Annotated in this window: 12 protein-coding genes, 1 tRNA gene and 1 pseudogene; 6 read left to right on the top strand and 8 right to left on the bottom strand. The window is 66.1% G+C overall.

Annotated features, from left to right (window positions below; all coding sequences use genetic code 11):
• Positions 1-5,364, bottom strand: a complete 5,364-nt coding sequence (locus MKK51_RS10915; protein WP_243977031.1) for an alpha-2-macroglobulin family protein — start codon at positions 5,362-5,364, stop codon at positions 1-3.
• A gap of 175 nt (positions 5,365-5,539) precedes the next feature.
• On the opposite strand from MKK51_RS10915, the gene MKK51_RS10910 reads away from it, so the two are divergent.
• Positions 5,540-6,994 carry a serine protease gene (locus MKK51_RS10910; protein ID WP_243977029.1) on the top strand — a complete coding sequence of 485 codons (1,455 nt, stop codon included), beginning with the start codon at positions 5,540-5,542 and terminating at the stop codon, positions 6,992-6,994.
• A 78-nt stretch (positions 6,995-7,072) separates the two neighbouring features.
• On the opposite strand, the gene MKK51_RS10905 is transcribed toward MKK51_RS10910, so the two are convergent.
• Positions 7,073-7,228, bottom strand: coding sequence for a hypothetical protein (locus MKK51_RS10905; RefSeq protein ID WP_018046049.1), 156 nt, complete (start codon positions 7,226-7,228; stop codon positions 7,073-7,075).
• 133 nt (positions 7,229-7,361) lie between these two features.
• On the bottom strand, positions 7,362-8,411 hold the full coding sequence (locus MKK51_RS10900; RefSeq protein WP_243977027.1) for a cysteine synthase A: 1,050 nt from the start codon (positions 8,409-8,411) through the stop codon (positions 7,362-7,364).
• A gap of 189 nt (positions 8,412-8,600) precedes the next feature.
• Between MKK51_RS10900 and MKK51_RS10895 the strand changes: the two genes are divergently transcribed.
• The 5 genes from MKK51_RS10895 to MKK51_RS10875 all read left to right on the top strand — a co-directional run bounded on the left by MKK51_RS10895 (position 8,601) and on the right by MKK51_RS10875 (position 13,238).
• Positions 8,601-8,677, top strand: a tRNA-Arg gene (locus tag MKK51_RS10895).
• Positions 8,678-8,769: 92 nt separating this feature from the next.
• Positions 8,770-10,545: a site-specific integrase gene (locus MKK51_RS10890; RefSeq protein ID WP_243977025.1), complete on the top strand. Its 1,776-nt coding sequence runs from the start codon at positions 8,770-8,772 to the stop codon at positions 10,543-10,545.
• A 300-nt stretch (positions 10,546-10,845) separates the two neighbouring features.
• Entirely contained in the window at positions 10,846-11,949 is a 1,104-nt protein-coding gene (locus MKK51_RS10885; protein WP_409565661.1) for a three-Cys-motif partner protein TcmP, read from the top strand.
• Between the two features lie 10 nt (positions 11,950-11,959).
• Positions 11,960-12,763, top strand: a complete 804-nt coding sequence (locus MKK51_RS10880; protein WP_243977023.1) for a DUF5131 family protein — start codon at positions 11,960-11,962, stop codon at positions 12,761-12,763.
• A gap of 229 nt (positions 12,764-12,992) precedes the next feature.
• Positions 12,993-13,238: a hypothetical protein gene (locus MKK51_RS10875; protein WP_243977022.1), complete on the top strand. Its 246-nt coding sequence runs from the start codon at positions 12,993-12,995 to the stop codon at positions 13,236-13,238.
• Positions 13,239-13,245: 7 nt separating this feature from the next.
• Here MKK51_RS10875 and MKK51_RS10870 read toward each other — a convergent pair whose 3' ends face one another.
• From MKK51_RS10870 to MKK51_RS10850, 5 genes and pseudogenes are all read right to left on the bottom strand, one after another.
• The gene (locus tag MKK51_RS10870) at positions 13,246-13,434 is read right to left on the bottom strand and encodes a hypothetical protein (RefSeq protein WP_243977021.1); all 189 of its coding nucleotides are present in this window, start codon (positions 13,432-13,434) and stop codon (positions 13,246-13,248) included.
• Between the two features lie 233 nt (positions 13,435-13,667).
• Entirely contained in the window at positions 13,668-13,934 is a 267-nt protein-coding gene (locus MKK51_RS10865) for a hypothetical protein (protein WP_243977020.1), read from the bottom strand.
• A 202-nt stretch (positions 13,935-14,136) separates the two neighbouring features.
• Positions 14,137-14,358 carry a hypothetical protein gene (locus tag MKK51_RS10860; RefSeq protein ID WP_243977019.1) on the bottom strand — a complete coding sequence of 74 codons (222 nt, stop codon included), beginning with the start codon at positions 14,356-14,358 and terminating at the stop codon, positions 14,137-14,139.
• 33 nt (positions 14,359-14,391) lie between these two features.
• On the bottom strand, positions 14,392-17,097 hold the full coding sequence (locus MKK51_RS10855) for a hypothetical protein (protein WP_243977018.1): 2,706 nt from the start codon (positions 17,095-17,097) through the stop codon (positions 14,392-14,394).
• Between the two features lie 189 nt (positions 17,098-17,286).
• Positions 17,287-17,410 (bottom strand): annotated as a pseudogene (locus tag MKK51_RS10850) (IS630 family transposase); the annotation flags it as partial.

Below are 17,410 nucleotides of genomic sequence, written 5' to 3'. Positions count from 1 at the left end.
CTATTTCGCGCTCACCTCGACCGAACCGAATCCGGTGCGGCCGAAGCGCTCGGGGCGGTACATGTCCTCGATGGTGGCGCCGGGATGGACGTAGGTGCCGGGTGAGACCGCCCGCACGGTATAGGCCACCGTGAAGAAGGCGGATTGCTCCGGCGACCGTTCGTAGGCCGCCACGAAACGGTCGTCGCGGAACTCGGTGCTCACCGGCTGCACGTCCGACTTGGCGAAGGCGAGCCCCGCCAGGGCATCGGAATCGAGGAGCTTCGGGTTGTCGATCTCGAGGCCGGCGGGAAGGCGGTCCACCAGCAGGAGGCGGCCGGCGCTGGCCTTGGACTCGGTCACCTTGAGCACCACCACGAGGCGGTCGTTCTGGCGAACCCCTTGAGCGAGATCCACCGCCGTGCCGTCGAGGCGGTGATAGGTCCGCTCGATGGTGTAGCCGCGCGATTCCGCCGGCTCGGGCGCGATGGGATTGCCCGACACGCTCACCACCGTCTGGGCGGCGCTCGTCCCGTCATTCGTGATGGTGACGGTCCTCCCATCGAGAGCGGGCGCGCGGTAGAGCCGCGAGACCGGGCCCGATTGCCGCGTGCCGTCGACGCTGAAGCTCAACGCCTCCGCGTCCTTGGCGAGGCCCTCGGCGGCGAGCACCATCCAGGCATTCTCCTGGGTGCTGGTGAGGCGGCCGCCGGCGCGCTCCTGGGTGATGACCTGACCCAGCGGCCGGATGGTCTCGCGGGCGAGGCCCGTTTCGGCGGCAAGGGCGAGAAGGCCGGCCCCGTCGCGCAGGCGCGAGCCGTAATCGGCGCGATAGGTCGAGGTGTCGCGCGCGGATCCCAGCGCCGTCACCGCCGAGTCGAAAGCCCTGGCCGCGCGGCCCCGGTCGCCGAGGAGGGCGAGAGCCGCCGCGATCTGGCCGCGTCCGAGGGGAGTCGCGAACTCACCGAGCTTGGTGTCGGCGAGGTAGCGCAGGTCGCCCATCACCGGGCGGCCGTTGCGGGCCAGAACATAGGCCGCGTAGGCGATGTCCATGCCGCCGTCGCGCACCTCCGTGGTGTTGGCCACGGTGTTGCGCAGGCGGTCCAGGGCATTGGCGAAGGCGGTCTGCGGCACGGCGAAGCCCCGTTCGCGGGCACGGGTCAGGAAGTCGGTGACGTAGGCATTGAGCCAGACGTCGCTCGACCCGCCGACGCTCCACAGGCCGAAATCGCCCGACGCGTCCTGGCGCGAGAGCACGCGGTCGATGGCCTCCCGCACCCGCTCGTCCACCTTGTCGTCGATGCCGAGCCTGTCGAATGAGGCGAGCTTGTTGACGTAGAGGAGCGGCATTGCCCGGCTCACGGTCTGTTCCGAGCAGCCATAGGGATAGCGGTCCAGCGCCTGGAGCAGGGCGGGCACGTCGAGGGCGGCGAGGGAGGAGGCCGTCACCGAGACCGATCCGGTGCCGGGGAGGATGTCGGCCAGGAGGTCGCCCGTCACCTGCAGGCTGGCGCCGGGTTCGAGGGAACTCACCGAGCGGCGGACCAGGGCGCCGGTGCCGGGGCCGATGTTCAGCGAGAAGCTCTGGCCGACGGTGCCGGTGATGCCGGGGCCGGACAGGTTCACGTCGAGCCGCGACAGGCCGGGGCCGGCGGCGGTGATCGGGATGACGAGCGAGGTCTTCGCCCCGGGCTCCAGCTTCAGGGTGCTGTGGACCGCGCCGGCCGAGACCAGGACCGGGCCGGTGAGGTCGAGATCCACGGTGTAGTCGCCGGCCTGCCCCTCGACATTGTCGATGGCGATGAAGAAGCGCGAGCGGTCGCCGACATTGAGGAAGCGCGGCAGGGTGCCGGTGAGCACGACGGGATCGCGGATGATCACGTCGGCCTGGGCCGAGCCGACCCTGGTCTTGCTCCAGGCGGTCACCATCACCCGGCCGGTGCCGTTGAAGGCGGGCAGGGGAAAGTCGACGCTGGCGCGGCCGTCGGGGCCGACGCGGACCACGCCGGAATAGAGCGCCAACGGCGCCTGGGTCGGGGGCGAATCGGAGAGTTCCGCCGCGCCGCCGTCACCGCCCGAGCGGATCGCGCCGAGCGTCCCCTGCATGCCGTCGATCAGGTATCCGTAGAGGTCACGGATCTCCGGTCCGAGCGCCTTCTGTCCGAAGAAATAGCCGAACGGGTTGGGCGATTCGTAGCGGGTCAGGTTGAGGATGCCGACATCGACCAGGGCCACGCTCACCCGCGCCTCCTCCCCGGAGGCGAGGCCGGCGAGCTGGATCGGCAGGGTCAGGGTCTCGCGGGGCCGCGTGGTCGCGGGCGCCCCGACGGTCACGGCGAGGCTGCGTTTGTCGGTATCCACCGAGAACCAGGCGAGGCCCAAAGCCCGGCCCGGCAGGCGCTTGGCGGCCTGATCGAGCGGCCGGTAGGCGGTGGCCACGAGATAGGCGCCCGCCCCCCATTCCGCCTTCACGGGAATGTCCACCGTGGCGCCGCCCTCCGGCACCGTGACGTCGAGGATGTCGTGGACCTTGTCGCTCACCACGGCGAGGGTCGCCGTGCCCTTGAATCGCGGCTGGAGGCGCGCCCTCAGGGTCTCGCCGGCGGCATAGCTCGGCTTGTCGAGCTTGAGGTCGAGGAGATCGGGCACGTCCGCGGTCTCGGACCCGCCCCAGCCCACGGTGAAGGTGACGCTGACCGTGGCCTCGGGCCGGCCGGCGACCAGGGCTTCGAGGCGGTAGGTGCCGAAGCCGACCGTGGAATTCACCCGGCCCGGCGCGTCGGCGGCGAGATCGAGCCGCCCGTCGGCGATGCGCCGCGTCGAGGTCACCGGCTCGAACGACCAGCGCCCGCCCTCGCGGTACCATTGGTAGTTCCGGTCGACCCTGGACAGGGTCCAGGCGACGCCGTTCTGCGGGAGTCTCCGTCCGTCGGGGCTCGCCATGACCACGTCGAACGCGGCGACGCCGCCCTCGGTGAGGTCGCCGGAGAAGTTCTTGCGGATAGCCAGGACGGGGTTAGCCGGCAGGATCGGCAGGGTGAGGCTGCGGCTCAGCGCCCGACCGCCGGGCTCGCCGACCTGGAGGGTGATCTTCGCCTCGGTGGGCCGGGGGGCGCTGAGCGTCTGGACCGGCACGGTGAGGGTCGCCAGCCCCTTGGCGTCCGTGGTGGCCTTGGCCTCGATCTCGGCCGAGGTCGCCTCCACCTTCTCGTCGTCGAGGCCGATGGAGAACCCGTCGAGCCCCTTGATCCCGTTCGTCGCGGCCGCCTGGACCAGGACCGTGCCCGACACGTCGAGGCCCGAGCCCGGTGCGCCGTAGAGGTAGCGCGCGGCGACGTCGACGATGGCCGGCTCGCCCTTGGTCAGGGTCGGGCGCTTCGGCGTCAGCGTCACCTCCAGGCGCTCGGGAACGTAATCCTCGACGAGGAACGTCGCCTCGCCGACGGGCGGCGCCTTCGCGTCGGTATAGGCGGCGATCCGCCAGGTACCGTGCATCGCGCCCGACATCAGGGCGAGGGGGAGGGCGCGGCCGCCGAGGCCGGCATCGGCGACCTGGGCGCGGCGATACTCGACCCCGTCCGGGCGCTTCACCACCAGGGTGAGGGGAAGGGCCGGCACGGCGATGCCGGCGGCATCGCGCAGCAGGGCCGTGATCTGCACTGTCTCGCCGGAGCGGTAGACCCCGCGCTCGGGGAAGACGTAGGCCTCCACCGCGCCCGGCTGCGGCCGCCCCTTCACGCCGCGATCGGTGAGATCGAAGGCGCTCTGCGAGAAATCGAGGAAGCCGTAATCGTCGCCGAGCTGCGCCACGACGAGGCCGGGCGCGATCCCACCCTCGCCCCGCGCGAGGCCCGGATCGAAGGCGACGTGGCCCTGGCCGTCGGTCTTCTTCGTCGCCAGCACCTCGTTGTTGCGGGCCACCAGACGGATCTCGGCTCCGGGCACCGTCTTCGCGCTGGCGAGCGAGCGGGCGAAGACGTGGATGCCGTCGCGGCCCTTGAAGGCGGTCAGGCCGAGATCGGAGACGACGAACCATTGCGTTGCCTGGGCCTCGTAGCCGCCGTCTTCATCGACATTCGTGGCGACGCCGCTGGCCTGGGCCAGCATGATGTAGATACCGGGCTCCAGCTTGCCGACCGCCTGCAGCACCGGGAAGGCCGTGACCGCCTCGTGGTTCAGTTCGGCCTTGGCGGTATCGAGGGTACCCTTCCAGACGCGGCTGCCCTTCTGGTCGGCGATGGTCTTCGCGGTCATGCCGCTGAGCTGGCCGAGGAATTCTTCCGAGCGCAGGGACGGCAGCAGGCCACGGTCACCGACGCGCAGCACCTCCACGTCGATCTTCGGGGCGTTGACCGAGACCAGGGGCACGCCGGCCTGGCCGGTGCGCGGCAGGACATAATTGCGACCCGTGAAGCGCACCTGGGGCGAGCGGTCCCGCACGTAGACTTCGTAATCGGCCGATTTCAGCAAGGCCTCGCCCACGGAGGACGGGATGCCCGAGCGCAGCACGAAGGCGTAGCGCTCGCCATGCTTCAGCCCGTCGACGCAGATCTGCTGGCCGCTGCCGGTGACGGCGGCGTTGGCCGCGCCCGAGACGGCGACGAAGGGCGCGAAGTCGGTCTTCGGCGCGAGGCTCTCGGAGAACTGGAAGCAGACGCGCGGAGCGGCGGCGTCGGAATCGACCTTGTAGTCGAGGATGCGGAAGCCGTGCTCGGCGCGCAGACCCTCATAGGTCTCGCGCACCGTGGCGTCGTCGGCGAGCGCGAGGCTGGCGCGGTAGGCCTCGAGGGAGGGCCGCCACTCGGATTCATCGGCATAGACCTCGCCCAGCACCGCCAGGGCCTCGGCCTCGGCGGCGGCACCGCGGGCCTTCAGGTAAGCCTGATAGGCGGCGGCCCGAGCCTGACCGCGCAGGGTCCGTCGGTAGGAATAGTCGCCGGTCTGCTCGTCATTGCCCACCGTGCTCGCGGCGCGGGCATAGGCGAGCCAGTTCTGCGGATCACCCGCATCGGCGGCGATGGCGCCGGCGAGGGGCTTGAGGGCATCGGCCGGCTTCTCGGCCTCCACCAGGGCCTCGCCCTCGGCACGCAGCTTGGCCGCCGGTTTGGTGAGGCCCGACGTGGCGGAATCGGCCTTCACCGTCGCTTCGAGACGGACCGCGTCACTGGCCAGCGCGTCACGCACGAAAGCCTTGGGGGATGGCGCTGATTTCGGGGTGGCAAGCCGCGCCACCGGCCGGTCCGGCGCCTGGGCGAAGGCCGGTGCCGCGACGAGGCCGCCGAGGGCCAGGGAGCCGGCGAGAACGCCTCTGGCGAGAAAACTTTTGGCAAGAAAGCTTTTGGCAAGACGGGCGGTCGCGCGCCCGAGCCCGGTTGATCCCGACATCGCCCACCTCGTCCTCGGCGGCATCCGATCCCCCCTCGGGGCCGCGCCGGACCCTAGCACCTCGCGCAGCCGCCGCAATGACGCGTTCGCCCTAACGAGCCGCTGGAAATCGGGCGATCCCTCTGTCACACCTCCGCAGACGGCATCGCCAAAAGGCCATCGGGGAGCGTGAACCATGACGCAGCGCGCGCGAATCGCAGGGGCTGCGGCGGCTCTGGCCCTCCTCGTCCTGCCGGTTCAGGCGCAAGGTCCCGCTCAAGCGCCCGCCCGTCCCGCACCGGCGGCCGACCCCGCCTTCGAGGCGGCGAAGGCGGCCTTCGAGCCCCTGTCGGAGGCGGACAGAAAGGGCTGGCAGGACGCCCTGGTCTGGACCGGCGACTACAACAGCGTGATCACCGGCACGTTCGGGCGACGCACTTACGACGCCCTGCTCTCCTACCAGAAGCGTGCCGGCAACCCGGCGCCCGGCTTCCCCGACGCAAGGATGCGGGCGGCAATCCTCGCGGCCGGCGACATGGCCCGGAAGGCGGCGCGTTTTACCGTGAAACCAGATTCCGCGAGCGGTGTCGTCATCGGCGTGCCGGAGCGGCTGCTCGCCAAGCGCAGCCCTCAGGCCGGCGGAACCCGCTGGCAGAGCGGGGACGGTCGCGTCACCCTCGACACGAAGTCCTTCTCCCCGGACGAGACCGGTCTCGACACCCTGTTCGCCCGTGCCACCGCGCCGGCCGCCGACCGCAAGGTGACCTACAAGATCAAGCGGCCGGACTTCCTCGTGGTCACCGGCGAGACGGCGACGGGCAAATCCTACATTCGCTATGCCGCCGGCGCGGGGGGAATTCGCGGCTTCACCATCGGCTACGACAAGGCCCTCGGGCCGGATGTGGACCGCCTGGTCATCGCCATCGCCAACAGCTTCGCGCCGTTCCCCGAGACGGCCGATACGGCCCCTGCCCAGGTGGCGGCCAAACCGGGCGGGACGCTTGACAGGCCCCTGCCGGGGCCGGCCGTGAGAGCCCTCCCACCTCTGTCCCGATCTGCTGCGACGGCAGGCATCGGCCTCATCGTCGCCCCGGGGCGTGTCCTGACGACCTCGTCAGCCCTGGAGGCCTGCGCGGCGCCCCGGATCGCCGACATGGCGGCGCGCATCGTCAAAGTGGATCCAGGGCGGGGTCTGGCGCTTCTGGAAGGGGCCGGCGTCAAGGGCCGTGTCGCCCCCCTGGCCGCGCGGGGGAGCGCATTGACGCCGGGCGACGCGCTCGTGGTCCTGGGGGCCGATGCGGGAGGAGGCATCGCCGTCTCGTCAGGCCAAATCTCGTCGGGCCAAGTCTCGTCGGGCCAAGTGGGCCAGGAGCGGCTCTCCGCGCCGCTTCAGCCGGGATCGTCGGGGGCCGTCGTGCTCGACCGGGACGGCGCCCTGGCGGGCCTCGTCGCGCGTTATCCGTTATCGCCCCGGCTCGTCGCCGGTGTTGCGCCGCCGATGAGCTACCCCCTGGTCGATGGCCGCGTGGCGGTGGCGTTTCTGGCCGAGAACGGCATCTCGCCGGTTACGGCCACCGACAGGTCGGGCTCGACCTTGGGCGCGGTCGCCTCCAGGGCGGCCGGCTCGGTGGTCGGCCTCACCTGTCCGTAGGGGATCCGCTCGGTCCCGTTCGGATCGCGATGCGTGAACGGCGGGGCGCCGGAACACCCCGCCGGTTCGGACGTGCGATCAGAGGCGTCCCGTGACCAGCAGCACGATCAGGATGATGATGAGGATACCGCCCAGACCGAAACTCTGCCCGCGATAAGCACCGCCACCGAGGAAGTTGCCGCCGCCGAGGACGGCGAGGATCAGGATGATGAGCAGGATGGTGGTCAGGGTCATGGGAAAGAAACTCCGGTCACGCCCAACCAACATTGCTTGAGCTTGACCGGTGAAACGTCCATCCGCCGATTCCGTTCAACGCTTGCGCGTCACAATGATGCAGATTGATGACGGTGTTGCAGGAAAGTCGCTGTCACGCCCGCCAGTCCGGCAGTTCGCCCGCCGTTTCCGTGAGCCAGGGCGGCACGGGCAACCCGCGCTCGGTCAGGAAGGCCGGGTTGAACAGCTTCGATGCGTAGCGCGCCGCCCCGTCGCAGAGGATCGTCGCGATGGTGTGGCCGGGGCCGAGAACCCGTGCCAGCCGGATCGCACCGGCGACGTTGATTCCCGATGAGCCGCCCAGACTGAGCCCTTCCTCGCGCATCAGGCCGAACACGATGTCCAGGGCCTCCGTGTCGGGGATGCGGAAGGAATGGTCCGGTCGGAACCCTTCGAGATTGGCGGTCACCCGGCCCTGGCCGATCCCTTCGGTGATCGAGGAGCCTTCGGCCTTCAGCGTGCCGGTGGTGTAGTAGGCATGAAGGGCCGATCCCTCGGGGTCGGCGAGCGCGACGGTGATTCCGGGCTTGAGCGTCCGCAGCGCCTGGGCGGTGCCGGCGAGGGTGCCGCCCGTCCCGGCCGCGCAGACGAAGCCGTCGATCCGCCCCTCCGTCGCGGCGAAGAGCTCGGGGCCGGTCGTGTCCACATGCGCCTGCCGGTTGGCGACGTTGTCGAACTGGTTCGCGAAGAAGGCGCCGGCCGGTTCGGTCGCTGCCAGACGCTCGGCGAGCCGGCGCGCCACATGGACGTAGTTGTCCGGATTGGAGAACGGCGCGGCCGGCACCTCGACGAGGCGGGCGCCGGCGAGGCGCAGGGTCTCCTTCTTCTCGGCCGACTGCGTCTCGGGGATGACGATGACCGTACGATAGCCGCGGACCGAGGCGACGAGGGCGAGCCCGATGCCGGTATTGCCCGCCGTCCCCTCGACGATGGTGCCGCCCGGCCGGATCGACCCGCGCCGCTCGGCATCCGCGACGATGGACAGGGCGGCCCGGTCCTTCACGGACAGGCCGGGATTGAGGAACTCGGCCTTGCCGAGGATGGTGCAGCCGGTGAGGTCCGAGGCACGGCGCAGGTGGATCAGCGGCGTTCCGCCGATGGCGGCGAGGACGTCGCCGGAGAGGGAGGGGGTGCGCGTGGTCATGACGGGTCGGGCGTATCCTGCGATAGGGAGAGCGGCCAGCATGACCGACACTGCGTCCCGCGACCACCCTCCGGCACGCGGATCGCAGAAAGGCAGGCCGATCGGTCGCAAAGGGGTTGCCAAGCCGAAAAGGAGATTCTAGACACCCCCACCGACGGCGGAGCGCACAACTCTCCCCCGGTCAGGTCGGCGCCCGTAGCTCAGCTGGATAGAGCACCAGACTACGAATCTGGGGGTCAGAGGTTCGAATCCTTTCGGGCGCGCCAATCTTTTCCTAAGCCATTGCTTGGGCGGAAATATCCCTTAAATCAGTGCCTTATGCAGCCGCCGGTCATACAAACCGGTGGTGCAAACTGTCATGGCCCTGATGTCTTACCTCCTCCGCGACAGGCTGGGCACGTACTATTTTCGCCGTGTCATCCCGGCGGACCTAAGGCCCTTCATGCCGGCCCCCTGGACGGGCAAGACGGCCTGGAAGCTCAGCCTCAAGACCAAATCCCCTGCCACCGCAAAGCAAGCCGCCTCGCGCTTCCTTCGGGACTGCATGGCGGACTTCGAGGCAGCCGAGCGGGAGAAGCGCGGGGAGCCTGCGGTTTCCAGTCCGAGACGCACCGTCCTGCCCCCGGCCGAAGCGATTGAGCGGGAGGTGCTGGCAGGCCTCCTAGCTGAAGACGAGGCTCACAGGTCGGAGGGCGACCCAAGGCGCCACCTTCAGACGCCAGAGGAGCGGGCACAGTGGCCTCTCTTGGCGCCCGTGCCGTTTGGACGGCGGGGCATCGGACGAGATCATGCAGACGCCTACGGCTCCGGCCTGCAAACCCTTCATGAGGAGTACCGCGAGGCTCTCAGCCGGTTTGATACAGAGATCGTTGACGCCGAGTGCCGCGCTTTCTTCCGCGAGAAAAACATACCGATTGATCCAGGCTCGGAGGTCTACCACGCGACCGGCCTAGCGATCCTCAAGGCCCACGTTGCCGGATATGGCCGCATGCTCGACAGGCAGCGGGGTGACATCGTGCCCACCCCTAAGCCGAACGAGGGGAGAGGGCCGAAGCTATCGGAGGCATACGAGGCCTGGAAAGCGGGGAGCGGCGCCAGAGGCACTAAGAAGCCGAGCGACCGGACGTTGCTCGAAGCCGACTACGCGGTCCGACGCCTGACGGAGTGGCACGGTGACATCCGCTTGGGCGACCTCACGCGGGAGATGGCACGAGAGTTCCGGGACGCCTTTGCGAAGGTGCCGAAGCAGATGCCGGAGAACCTCAAGCGGCTGGCGATGCGGGAACTGCTGCAACGCGACCTCAAGGCCTACCCATCCCGGCACGCCGCTACTGTCAACAAGGTCCTCAACATCCTCGCGGCCATCATCGGCCATGCGGAGGCTGCGGGGAAGCTCGATGCCCTGCCGGCTTTCCGCAATCCCTTCGGGAAGGGCACCAAGCTGGCGGTCGATGCACGGGCGGAGGACAAGCGCCTCCCGTTCACTGAATTGGACCTCAAGGCGATCTTCGGGACCGGGGTCTATTGTGACGGTGAGAGGCCACGCGGCGGCGGCGGGGAGGCATCGTTCTGGTTGCCGCTGCTCGCCCTGATGTCGGGCGCAAGGCAGGGCGAGCTAGTCCAACTCCGCGTGAGGGACCTAGCGCAAGATGCCGAGTCGGGTGTCTGGTATCTCGACATCGGCACCGCTGGTGGGAGAAGCATCAAGACGGCATCGAGCCGGCGCAAGGTCCCCGTGCACCCCGAATTGGTTCGCATCGGCCTCCTCCGCTACCGCCAGTCCCTCATAGCTGCCGGCGCTGGCCGGGAGTCGCCCCTATGGCCTCAGGTCGAGGCGGACCAAGAGGGGCGGCAGAATGGGCCGTGGTCCAAGTGGTTCAACCGCCACCTCCGTTGGAAGGCTGGTGTCGAGGAGCCGACGAAGGTCTTTCACTCGTTCCGTCACACCTTCAAGCGCATGGCGCGAGACGCACGGCTGACGGAAGAGGTGCACGATGCGCTTACGGGGCACAGTGGCGGCGGGGGCGTTGGGCGGGGATACGGTAGTGGCTTCGGGCTGAAGGCGCTGGCGGAGGAGATGGCGAGGATTGAGGTGCCGGGGGTGATCCGGGGTCTAAGCTGGAAGCAGCAGTAGCGTGCCCAGGGACGGATTGGACAAGTGCGCCGCTAAGTGATTGATAATAAAGGGTCCGAGGGATGGGCGGAGCGCCTTTGTAACACGGTCCTGTAGCACGGGATCAGAGGCGGGCTCAACGGGCTTCAGCCGTAGTGGCGATCAACATAGCAAGCCGCGACGCGCCTTCGCCTGCTTCAAGCATTGATTGCGTGCGTCGCTTTGACTCTCAGGCGCGTTCCTCATACGTTCTCTCCAATAATAATGGGCTAGCACCCTTTTGTTGATCGCAGGGTAATTTATTATTTTGGGAGAATGAGCTTGGCAGGCAAGTTTTTCAATGAGCGTGAAGACCAATCTGCGGTCAAGGCAGTAATTGTAAGCAAATACCTTTTTGCATGGGCCAAAATAATCGTTCCTTGGGCACAGCGAAACGGCAACCCGGTTGCTTATCTTGACCTATACGCAGGGCCAGGCCGGTACAAAGATGGGTCGGCGTCAACACCGCTGATGATAATAGAAAAAGCAATCGCTGATCCGAGCTTGCGAAAGTCATTGCTGACCTTGTTTAATGATGAAGACCCAGAGCACACCGACAGTCTCGCGAAAGAGTTCGCTAAAATTCCTGATATAGGAGCCCTCACTTATCAGCCAAAAATCACAACAGGTGACGTTGGGGGTTCTATCGCAACGTGGCTACAAACCGCACGGATGGTGCCGACCTTTTCATTTATCGATCCATTCGGATATATTGGTCTGTCTCTAGGACTAATCAAAGGGGCAATCAAGGACTGGGGCTGCGATTGCGTCTTCTTTTTTAACTACAACCGGATCAATGCGGGAATATCAAACGAAGCGGTAGATAAGCATATGACGGCTTTGTTTGGTGAGGTGCGAACCAGTCTACTTCGAGATCAACTTGCAGGATTAACGCCAGTGCAGCGTGAGGCGTTGATACTGGAGAATATAGCGGGCGCCATTAAGGGGCTTGGCGGTAAATTTGTTCTTCCGTTCCGCTTCCGCAATGCATCTGGAACCAGGTCTACTCACTACTTGATTTTTGTATCAAAACATGAGCGTGGGTATGAGGTCATGAAGGAGATCATGGCTAAGGAAAGTTCGACAAACGACCAAGGGGTACCGTCCCTTGAGTATTCTCCTGCTGACGCGCGAACACCACTCCTCTTCTCACTTCAACGCTCACTCGACGGTTTGGCCGCAGAGCTGCTCCACAAGTATCAGGGGCAAACCATACGCATGGAAGACGTCTACCGTCGCCATCACGTTGATACCCGGTTCATAAAAAAGAATTATAAGGACGCTCTTCTGTCTTTGGAGACCGAAAACAAGATTACCGCAAAGCCAGCGAAAAGGCGCCCTGGTACCTTTGGCGATGATGTAACAGCTTCGTTCCCCGGACTTTAAGGCAGCAGCAATGGCTATTGGATCACCCATCGAATGGACGGAAGCTACTTGGAACCCAGTGGGAGGCTGCACCATCCTGTCGCCGGGCTGCACGAACTGCTACGCCATGCGTATGGCTCGCAGACTAGAGGCGATGGGGCAGAGCAAGTACGCAGGAACCACACGCATTTCTGGCGGGCGGGCCAAGTGGACTGGTCGCGTGGTTCTAGACGAGAAGGCCCTTGAGCTTCCCCGCAAGTGGACGACAGGTCGGCTGATTTTTGTGAATAGTATGTCAGACCTCTTTCACGAGGAAGTGCCGCTGAGTTTTATCCGTCGCGTATTTGAAGTTATGGCATTAACCCCGCAGCATACCTACCAGGTTCTAACGAAGCGGGCCGAGAGGCTTGAGGCAATTGGAAAGAAACTGAAGTGGCCCTCTAACGTATGGATGGGTGTCAGCGTAGAGAGCCAAGACTATTGGTGGCGTGTAAATCATCTAAGGGCGACTGGGGCAGCAGTGCGATTTTTAAGCCTTGAGCCGCTTTTGGGTCCAATTGCTGCGACTGATCTGGATGGCATCGATTGGGTAATTGCAGGGGGCGAGAGCGGCCCAGGGAGTCGCCCAATGGAAGCGGACTGGGTTCGTGCTATCCGCGACGCCTGCCTAGCACAAAGCGTGGCCTTTCACTTCAAGCAATGGGGCGGGACAAACAAGAAGGCCGCGGGTCGAACTCTAGATCTGCGAACATGGGATGACATGCCGGCACGGTCCATTCCTTCGACTATTAGAAACTCGAAGATTTCGCCTGCGTCTCGGCTCCTGCCGACATGAAGGGGTAAAGCGCCGGGGGGCAAGCACTTGGTGGCCACCCGTTGCTACCAACTTTGCTACCTGGGCTGCATTCGCCCATTGGCTTGCCTGTATCTTAGCGCTCGACCTTGACCCCCTTAACCGTCGGCCTACCTGTCACTTCCCTTCTGGTGCATCATTACCCGACTGACAGTACGCCATCTGGTCGGCCCTCGCCACCCGTGACCCGTAGGCCGAAGAGGAGGAGCACTTGAGAACGAACGTTGGTTACGCTCAGCTCATTCCGATGGTCCAAGGCGTTCTCGATACGCTCGACAGCGGGATTGAGGCTGAGCAAGATGCAGCCGCTGGTCTAGGCAACTTGGCACGCGCGATGGGTAATGGTCAGAGCGAAGGGGAGAAAGCCCTGCTCCAAGCAAGCCGTCAGCACGCCATCAAAGCCATGCAGATGCGGGCGAAGAGAGCGGCCCTTCTCACTCAATATGGGCTCTCATAGCCCAAGGTTACGCGGAGCATTCCTCAGGCACCGCTACGGGCTCCGCCAGACCTCGGGCATAGAGCTTGGCCACGGCTGCCCAGAAGCTCACCCCGTCTTCGCCTGGAGACATCTGCAAGCGAAGGTCTATGGCCTCCCGCGCAGCCTGAGCCATGGCGGTCAATTCGTCTTCGGCGGCTTCGAGCAACGACGGCATCGCGGCATCCTGATGCTGTCACGCACAATGAGAAACGTCGGCGATGCACAAAACGATCCATGGGCCACGCGAAGCTGGCCTGGCGGTCTAAGTGCCGGACGCAAGGGAGGTATCAGATTGAGGAGCGTCCGGCTCTGCGAGAAAGAAACCCAACGCCACCACTCTCAACAGAAGCCGCTTGCCTGAGGGGAAGCGTCAGCAATCGGGCGGTAGCACGCGCCAGATTTGGCCCGCTAGTCTTTGTCGTGGGAAAGTCGTTCTTCGAGGTGGGTTGCTGCATCCGCATACAACTCGTAGCGCTTCAGTAGTACAGCACGCTTCTCGGGCTTCCGCGTCTCGTTCATCTTCGACTTTGCCGTGTCAGCACGCTCGCGCATTTTCTTGGCGAACTTCCCAAACGCCGCCTCGATCTTGGTGCTGACCTTTTTAGCTTCAGCCTTCACAGCTTCCTCGTTTTCCCGAATCGAGCCGGGAAACGTGCTCTTTTTATCCTTGGCCATAATATTCTCCGGTAATCTGTTCGCACTCCTTACACGATGCACCGCGACGAGGCGATGATGGCTGCGCTTGAAGTCGATGTGCAGCGAGAAAGCAGACGTTCCAACGGCCTCAATAAGTCGGCCGGCGGCCACAGCCGGGAGCAGACATCACGCCCACCCCCGGCCGCCTCGTTTCCTGCCTCAAGCCCTCCTACCCGGACCCTTAGGCAGCTCCCCTCCGCACGAACGGCAGGACGTTGCTCGGCAAGGCCGCCTGGGCTCTCTCGAACGCCTCGCTCATAAGCCTCACCGGGTCCGCCCTGTCCTCCGCAATGGCCTCCCTGCCGATCCGCGCCGCCTCCTCGAAGGCCCGCACGACGCTGGCCGCCACCTCGCCCGAGGCGATGAACTGATCCGCTTCTTCCTTGGTCATCGTCGTCGTCATGGTGCTCTGTCTCCTATCGTCCTGTTGCCGTTCTTAGATGCTGGTCTCGCCGTCGCGCGGCCTCGATGAACCCACCGCCCGCATGCCCCGCCGGAAGACCCCCGTGAGCGCCCCGAGGACCGAAGCCGGCGACACCGAACTCCGGTTCAAGCCGTCCCCCGCGTAGGCTGAGACCCCCGCCGGTCTGCCGTTCTGCGCCGTGATGTTTGGCAGGGAGGCCCATTCGAGGGCGAGGCGGTTGGCAAACTGGGCATCGGTGATCCGCCCGGCCTGCCACTCGGAGTAGCCCCGGCGGTTGAGGAGTTGGACGGCCATACGGTCCTGCAAGGCCGGGGAGAACGGCTCCGAGCCCGAGAGACCCATCTCGGTCTTCAGGCCGCGCAGGGTCGCCTTCATGAACTGGTACCGGCCAGTGGCGGAGGACTCCGTTCCCCGGCTCCCCGACCACGCCATCACCTGGTCCAAGGTCATGGCCGAGAGGTTTTTGGTGGACCGGCCGTTGCCGAAGAAGGCGTTGTAGTTGCCCCCGCTCTCCGGCCCCGCCACGAAGTCGAGGATGCGGGCGGCCTTGGGATCGTCCCGGAGGGTGGCCGCCGAGTAGCCGCCCTGAGGTTTCCCCGTGGCGGCAAGCGCCCGCTGGAAGGCCTCACCCATCAGCCTCACCGTATCGGCCGTAGCAGGTGGGTCTATTGCCTCGCGGAAGGCCTTCCCGATGCCCTCCTCGCTGGCGCTGGCGGTCTCGATAGGCGTCCCGTCCGGCGCCCTCATTGTGCTCGACTGCTTGCCGGGCTTTGCGGGGCTCGGGACTGGCGCCGGGATGACCCCGCGCTCGATGCCGCGCTGGTAGACCTCCTGGGCCTTCAGCGTCAGCGGCTTCTTCTCCTGGGCAGCCTTAAGCTCGATGCTCTTGGCCACCTCGGGGTCGAGCTTGTTGAACCACTCGGCGGCGTCTGCTTCGTTGACCGGGGCGGCGGGCTTGGCCGGAGTGAGTGCCGGGGGCGTGGCCGGCTTGGCTGGCGCCGGGGTCTCGGTATCGCCGGGGAGCCCGCTCGGCATGGTGACGGAGGGGTTCCCGAAGACTGGCCCTTTACCGGGAGCCGCCGGGGGCTTGGCCACTGGCTTTGCCGGGGCGACCTCGGGGTCCTCCGGGACGACCTTAGGCGGCGCGTTGGCCCCGAATGTGTTGGGACCGTCGATCCCCGTCCGGTCGAAGCCTACTGCGCCCATCTCCTCCGGCTGCTGGATGCGCTTGAGGATATCGGCGCCGATGCCGGAGATGGCCTTCTCCTGCTCGATGGCATTCGCGGTGGGATGGGCTTCCTTCCAGGCGAGTATCTGAAGCTTGAAGTCCGTCTGCGCCTGGAGACCCTCGGGCGACACCGAGCCGTCATCGAACACCTTCGAGGCGTCCTTGTCGTTGGCCGTGCGGACCTTGATGGTATCGAGGATGGTCTTCGCCGAGCCGCCCTTCATGATGGCGCCGATGTCGGCCCCGCCCTTATCCATGCTCTCGGCCAGCTTGTAGGCCCGCGTGAGGTCCGCCGGGTTCTTGAAGACCCCGTCCCGCATCGCCTTCTGGACCCGGCCGAGGCCGCCACCGTTGATGATGTCGGAGGTGACCCCGAGCATGGCCTCAGGATCGGAGACCCCGCCGGCCTTGGAGATGGTGTTCCGCCAGGTGATGGCGTTGACGCGGAAGTCCGGGTCCACCTTCTCGCCCTGGGCAAGGAGGGCTTCCGGGAGCGGGCCGTTCGGGTTCTCGGTGATGGCCTTGATGGTCTGCCGGGTGGTGTCGGCCTTGATGGCGGCCAGCTCCTCCCGGTTCTTCTTCTCGTCGTCCGCGATGGACTTACGGCCCATGGTCTCCAGGGCGTCGATGGTCTTCTGCTTTTGGTCCCGGCCGTAGGGGGTGTTGGACCACGTATAGTCCCGGCCGGGCACCTTGCGGTCCAGGAAGTCGAGGAGCTTCGGGTCCCGCTTCGAGATGGCGGAGGCGGTGACCGTGTCGATGAGCTTCTGGTCTACCTGCTCCTGGTTGGCGCCGATCTTGAGCCCATCCGCGCGGATGGCTTCAAGCCTGCCGAAGACCCCTTGGTAGTCGGTGCCGGCCTTGGAGGAGAGGCCTGCGGTGTTGGCCTCGTCAATCGCCTGCTCCCCCCTGGCTGAGAGGGCGGTGCTGTAGCCGGCCTGGGTAGCCTTCGAGGCATCCCCGATGTGCCGCTGAAGGTAGTTGGCCGCGACCTGATGCACCTTCGGGAGAAGGCCCCGGAGGACGTCAGGGTCCTCGGTGGTGATGTTGGACTTGATGAAGGACCCGAGGAACGCATCGTAGGCCTTCGGGTCGGTCGAGGACTTCCCCTCCCATGTGTCGTAGGCGGAGGCGAACTGCTGCTCCAACTGGCCGCCCGCCACCTCGCCTTCCAGACGCTTGTAGGCTTTGAGGTAGGCGGGGGAGGCCTGGGCGGGGATGAGGCCCTTGGCGACAGCCTCGGCGGCCCCGGTGCCATTGGTCTGCCAGTAGGCTGCTTCGCCCCTGACCTTGTCATCCTCCTTCGCCTTCCTGTCGCGTTCTCCCACCATGCCGGCGAGAGACCCCCCTAGGCCGGAGAGGGATCGGGCGAGGTCTTGGAGGTTGGTGTCTCGGCTGGGCTCCTGGGCATGGATGAAGTTATCGACGTGGGCGGCTACGGGGCGAAGGGCCTCGGTGAGTTCTACGGGTCGGAATGGTTGTCTGGCCATGGGTGGCGTCCTTGTGCTGCGGAGTCGGGTCCCCCTTCACGATCCAGGGCATGAAGGCGCCGGATCGCGGGGGCGTGGTGTGATGGGTGGGTGGGTGCGCCCGGCGGGTCGGCGGGGGTCGCTATGCCGGGCGCACTGTTGCTTGCGTTAGGCCGCTTGAAGGGCCTCGGGGTCTAGGGCTACATCCGATCAAGTAGGGTCAAAAGCATCGTATCCTGCGGCCACGAGGTAGTTGCGGCACTCATTCGGTGTGAAGCGCTTGAAAGCCTGTTTGATGGTGTCGCAGAGGTCCGCGATCGTGCGGGCGGCCTCG

This window comes from Methylobacterium sp. E-045 (genome assembly GCF_022829685.1).
Lineage (GTDB): Bacteria > Pseudomonadota > Alphaproteobacteria > Rhizobiales > Beijerinckiaceae > Methylobacterium.
This window is presented reverse-complemented; position numbering and strand designations above follow the sequence as displayed.

What these genes read in the sequence shown, in the direction of transcription:
- MKK51_RS10915 (WP_243977031.1), bottom strand. Translation starts at nt 5,364, where the DNA reads ATGTCGGGATCAACCGGGCTCGGGCGCGCGACCGCCCGTCTTGCCAAA.
- MKK51_RS10910 (WP_243977029.1), top strand. Translation starts at nt 5,540, where the DNA reads ATGACGCAGCGCGCGCGAATCGCAGGGGCTGCGGCGGCTCTGGCCCTC.
- MKK51_RS10905 (WP_018046049.1), bottom strand. Translation starts at nt 7,228, where the DNA reads ATGACCCTGACCACCATCCTGCTCATCATCCTGATCCTCGCCGTCCTC.
- MKK51_RS10900 (WP_243977027.1), bottom strand. Translation starts at nt 8,411, where the DNA reads ATGACCACGCGCACCCCCTCCCTCTCCGGCGACGTCCTCGCCGCCATC.
- MKK51_RS10890 (WP_243977025.1), top strand. Translation starts at nt 8,770, where the DNA reads ATGGCCCTGATGTCTTACCTCCTCCGCGACAGGCTGGGCACGTACTAT.
- MKK51_RS10880 (WP_243977023.1), top strand. Translation starts at nt 11,960, where the DNA reads ATGGCTATTGGATCACCCATCGAATGGACGGAAGCTACTTGGAACCCA.
- MKK51_RS10870 (WP_243977021.1), bottom strand. Translation starts at nt 13,434, where the DNA reads ATGCCGTCGTTGCTCGAAGCCGCCGAAGACGAATTGACCGCCATGGCT.
- MKK51_RS10865 (WP_243977020.1), bottom strand. Translation starts at nt 13,934, where the DNA reads ATGGCCAAGGATAAAAAGAGCACGTTTCCCGGCTCGATTCGGGAAAAC.
- MKK51_RS10860 (WP_243977019.1), bottom strand. Translation starts at nt 14,358, where the DNA reads ATGACGACGACGATGACCAAGGAAGAAGCGGATCAGTTCATCGCCTCG.
- MKK51_RS10855 (WP_243977018.1), bottom strand. Translation starts at nt 17,097, where the DNA reads ATGGCCAGACAACCATTCCGACCCGTAGAACTCACCGAGGCCCTTCGC.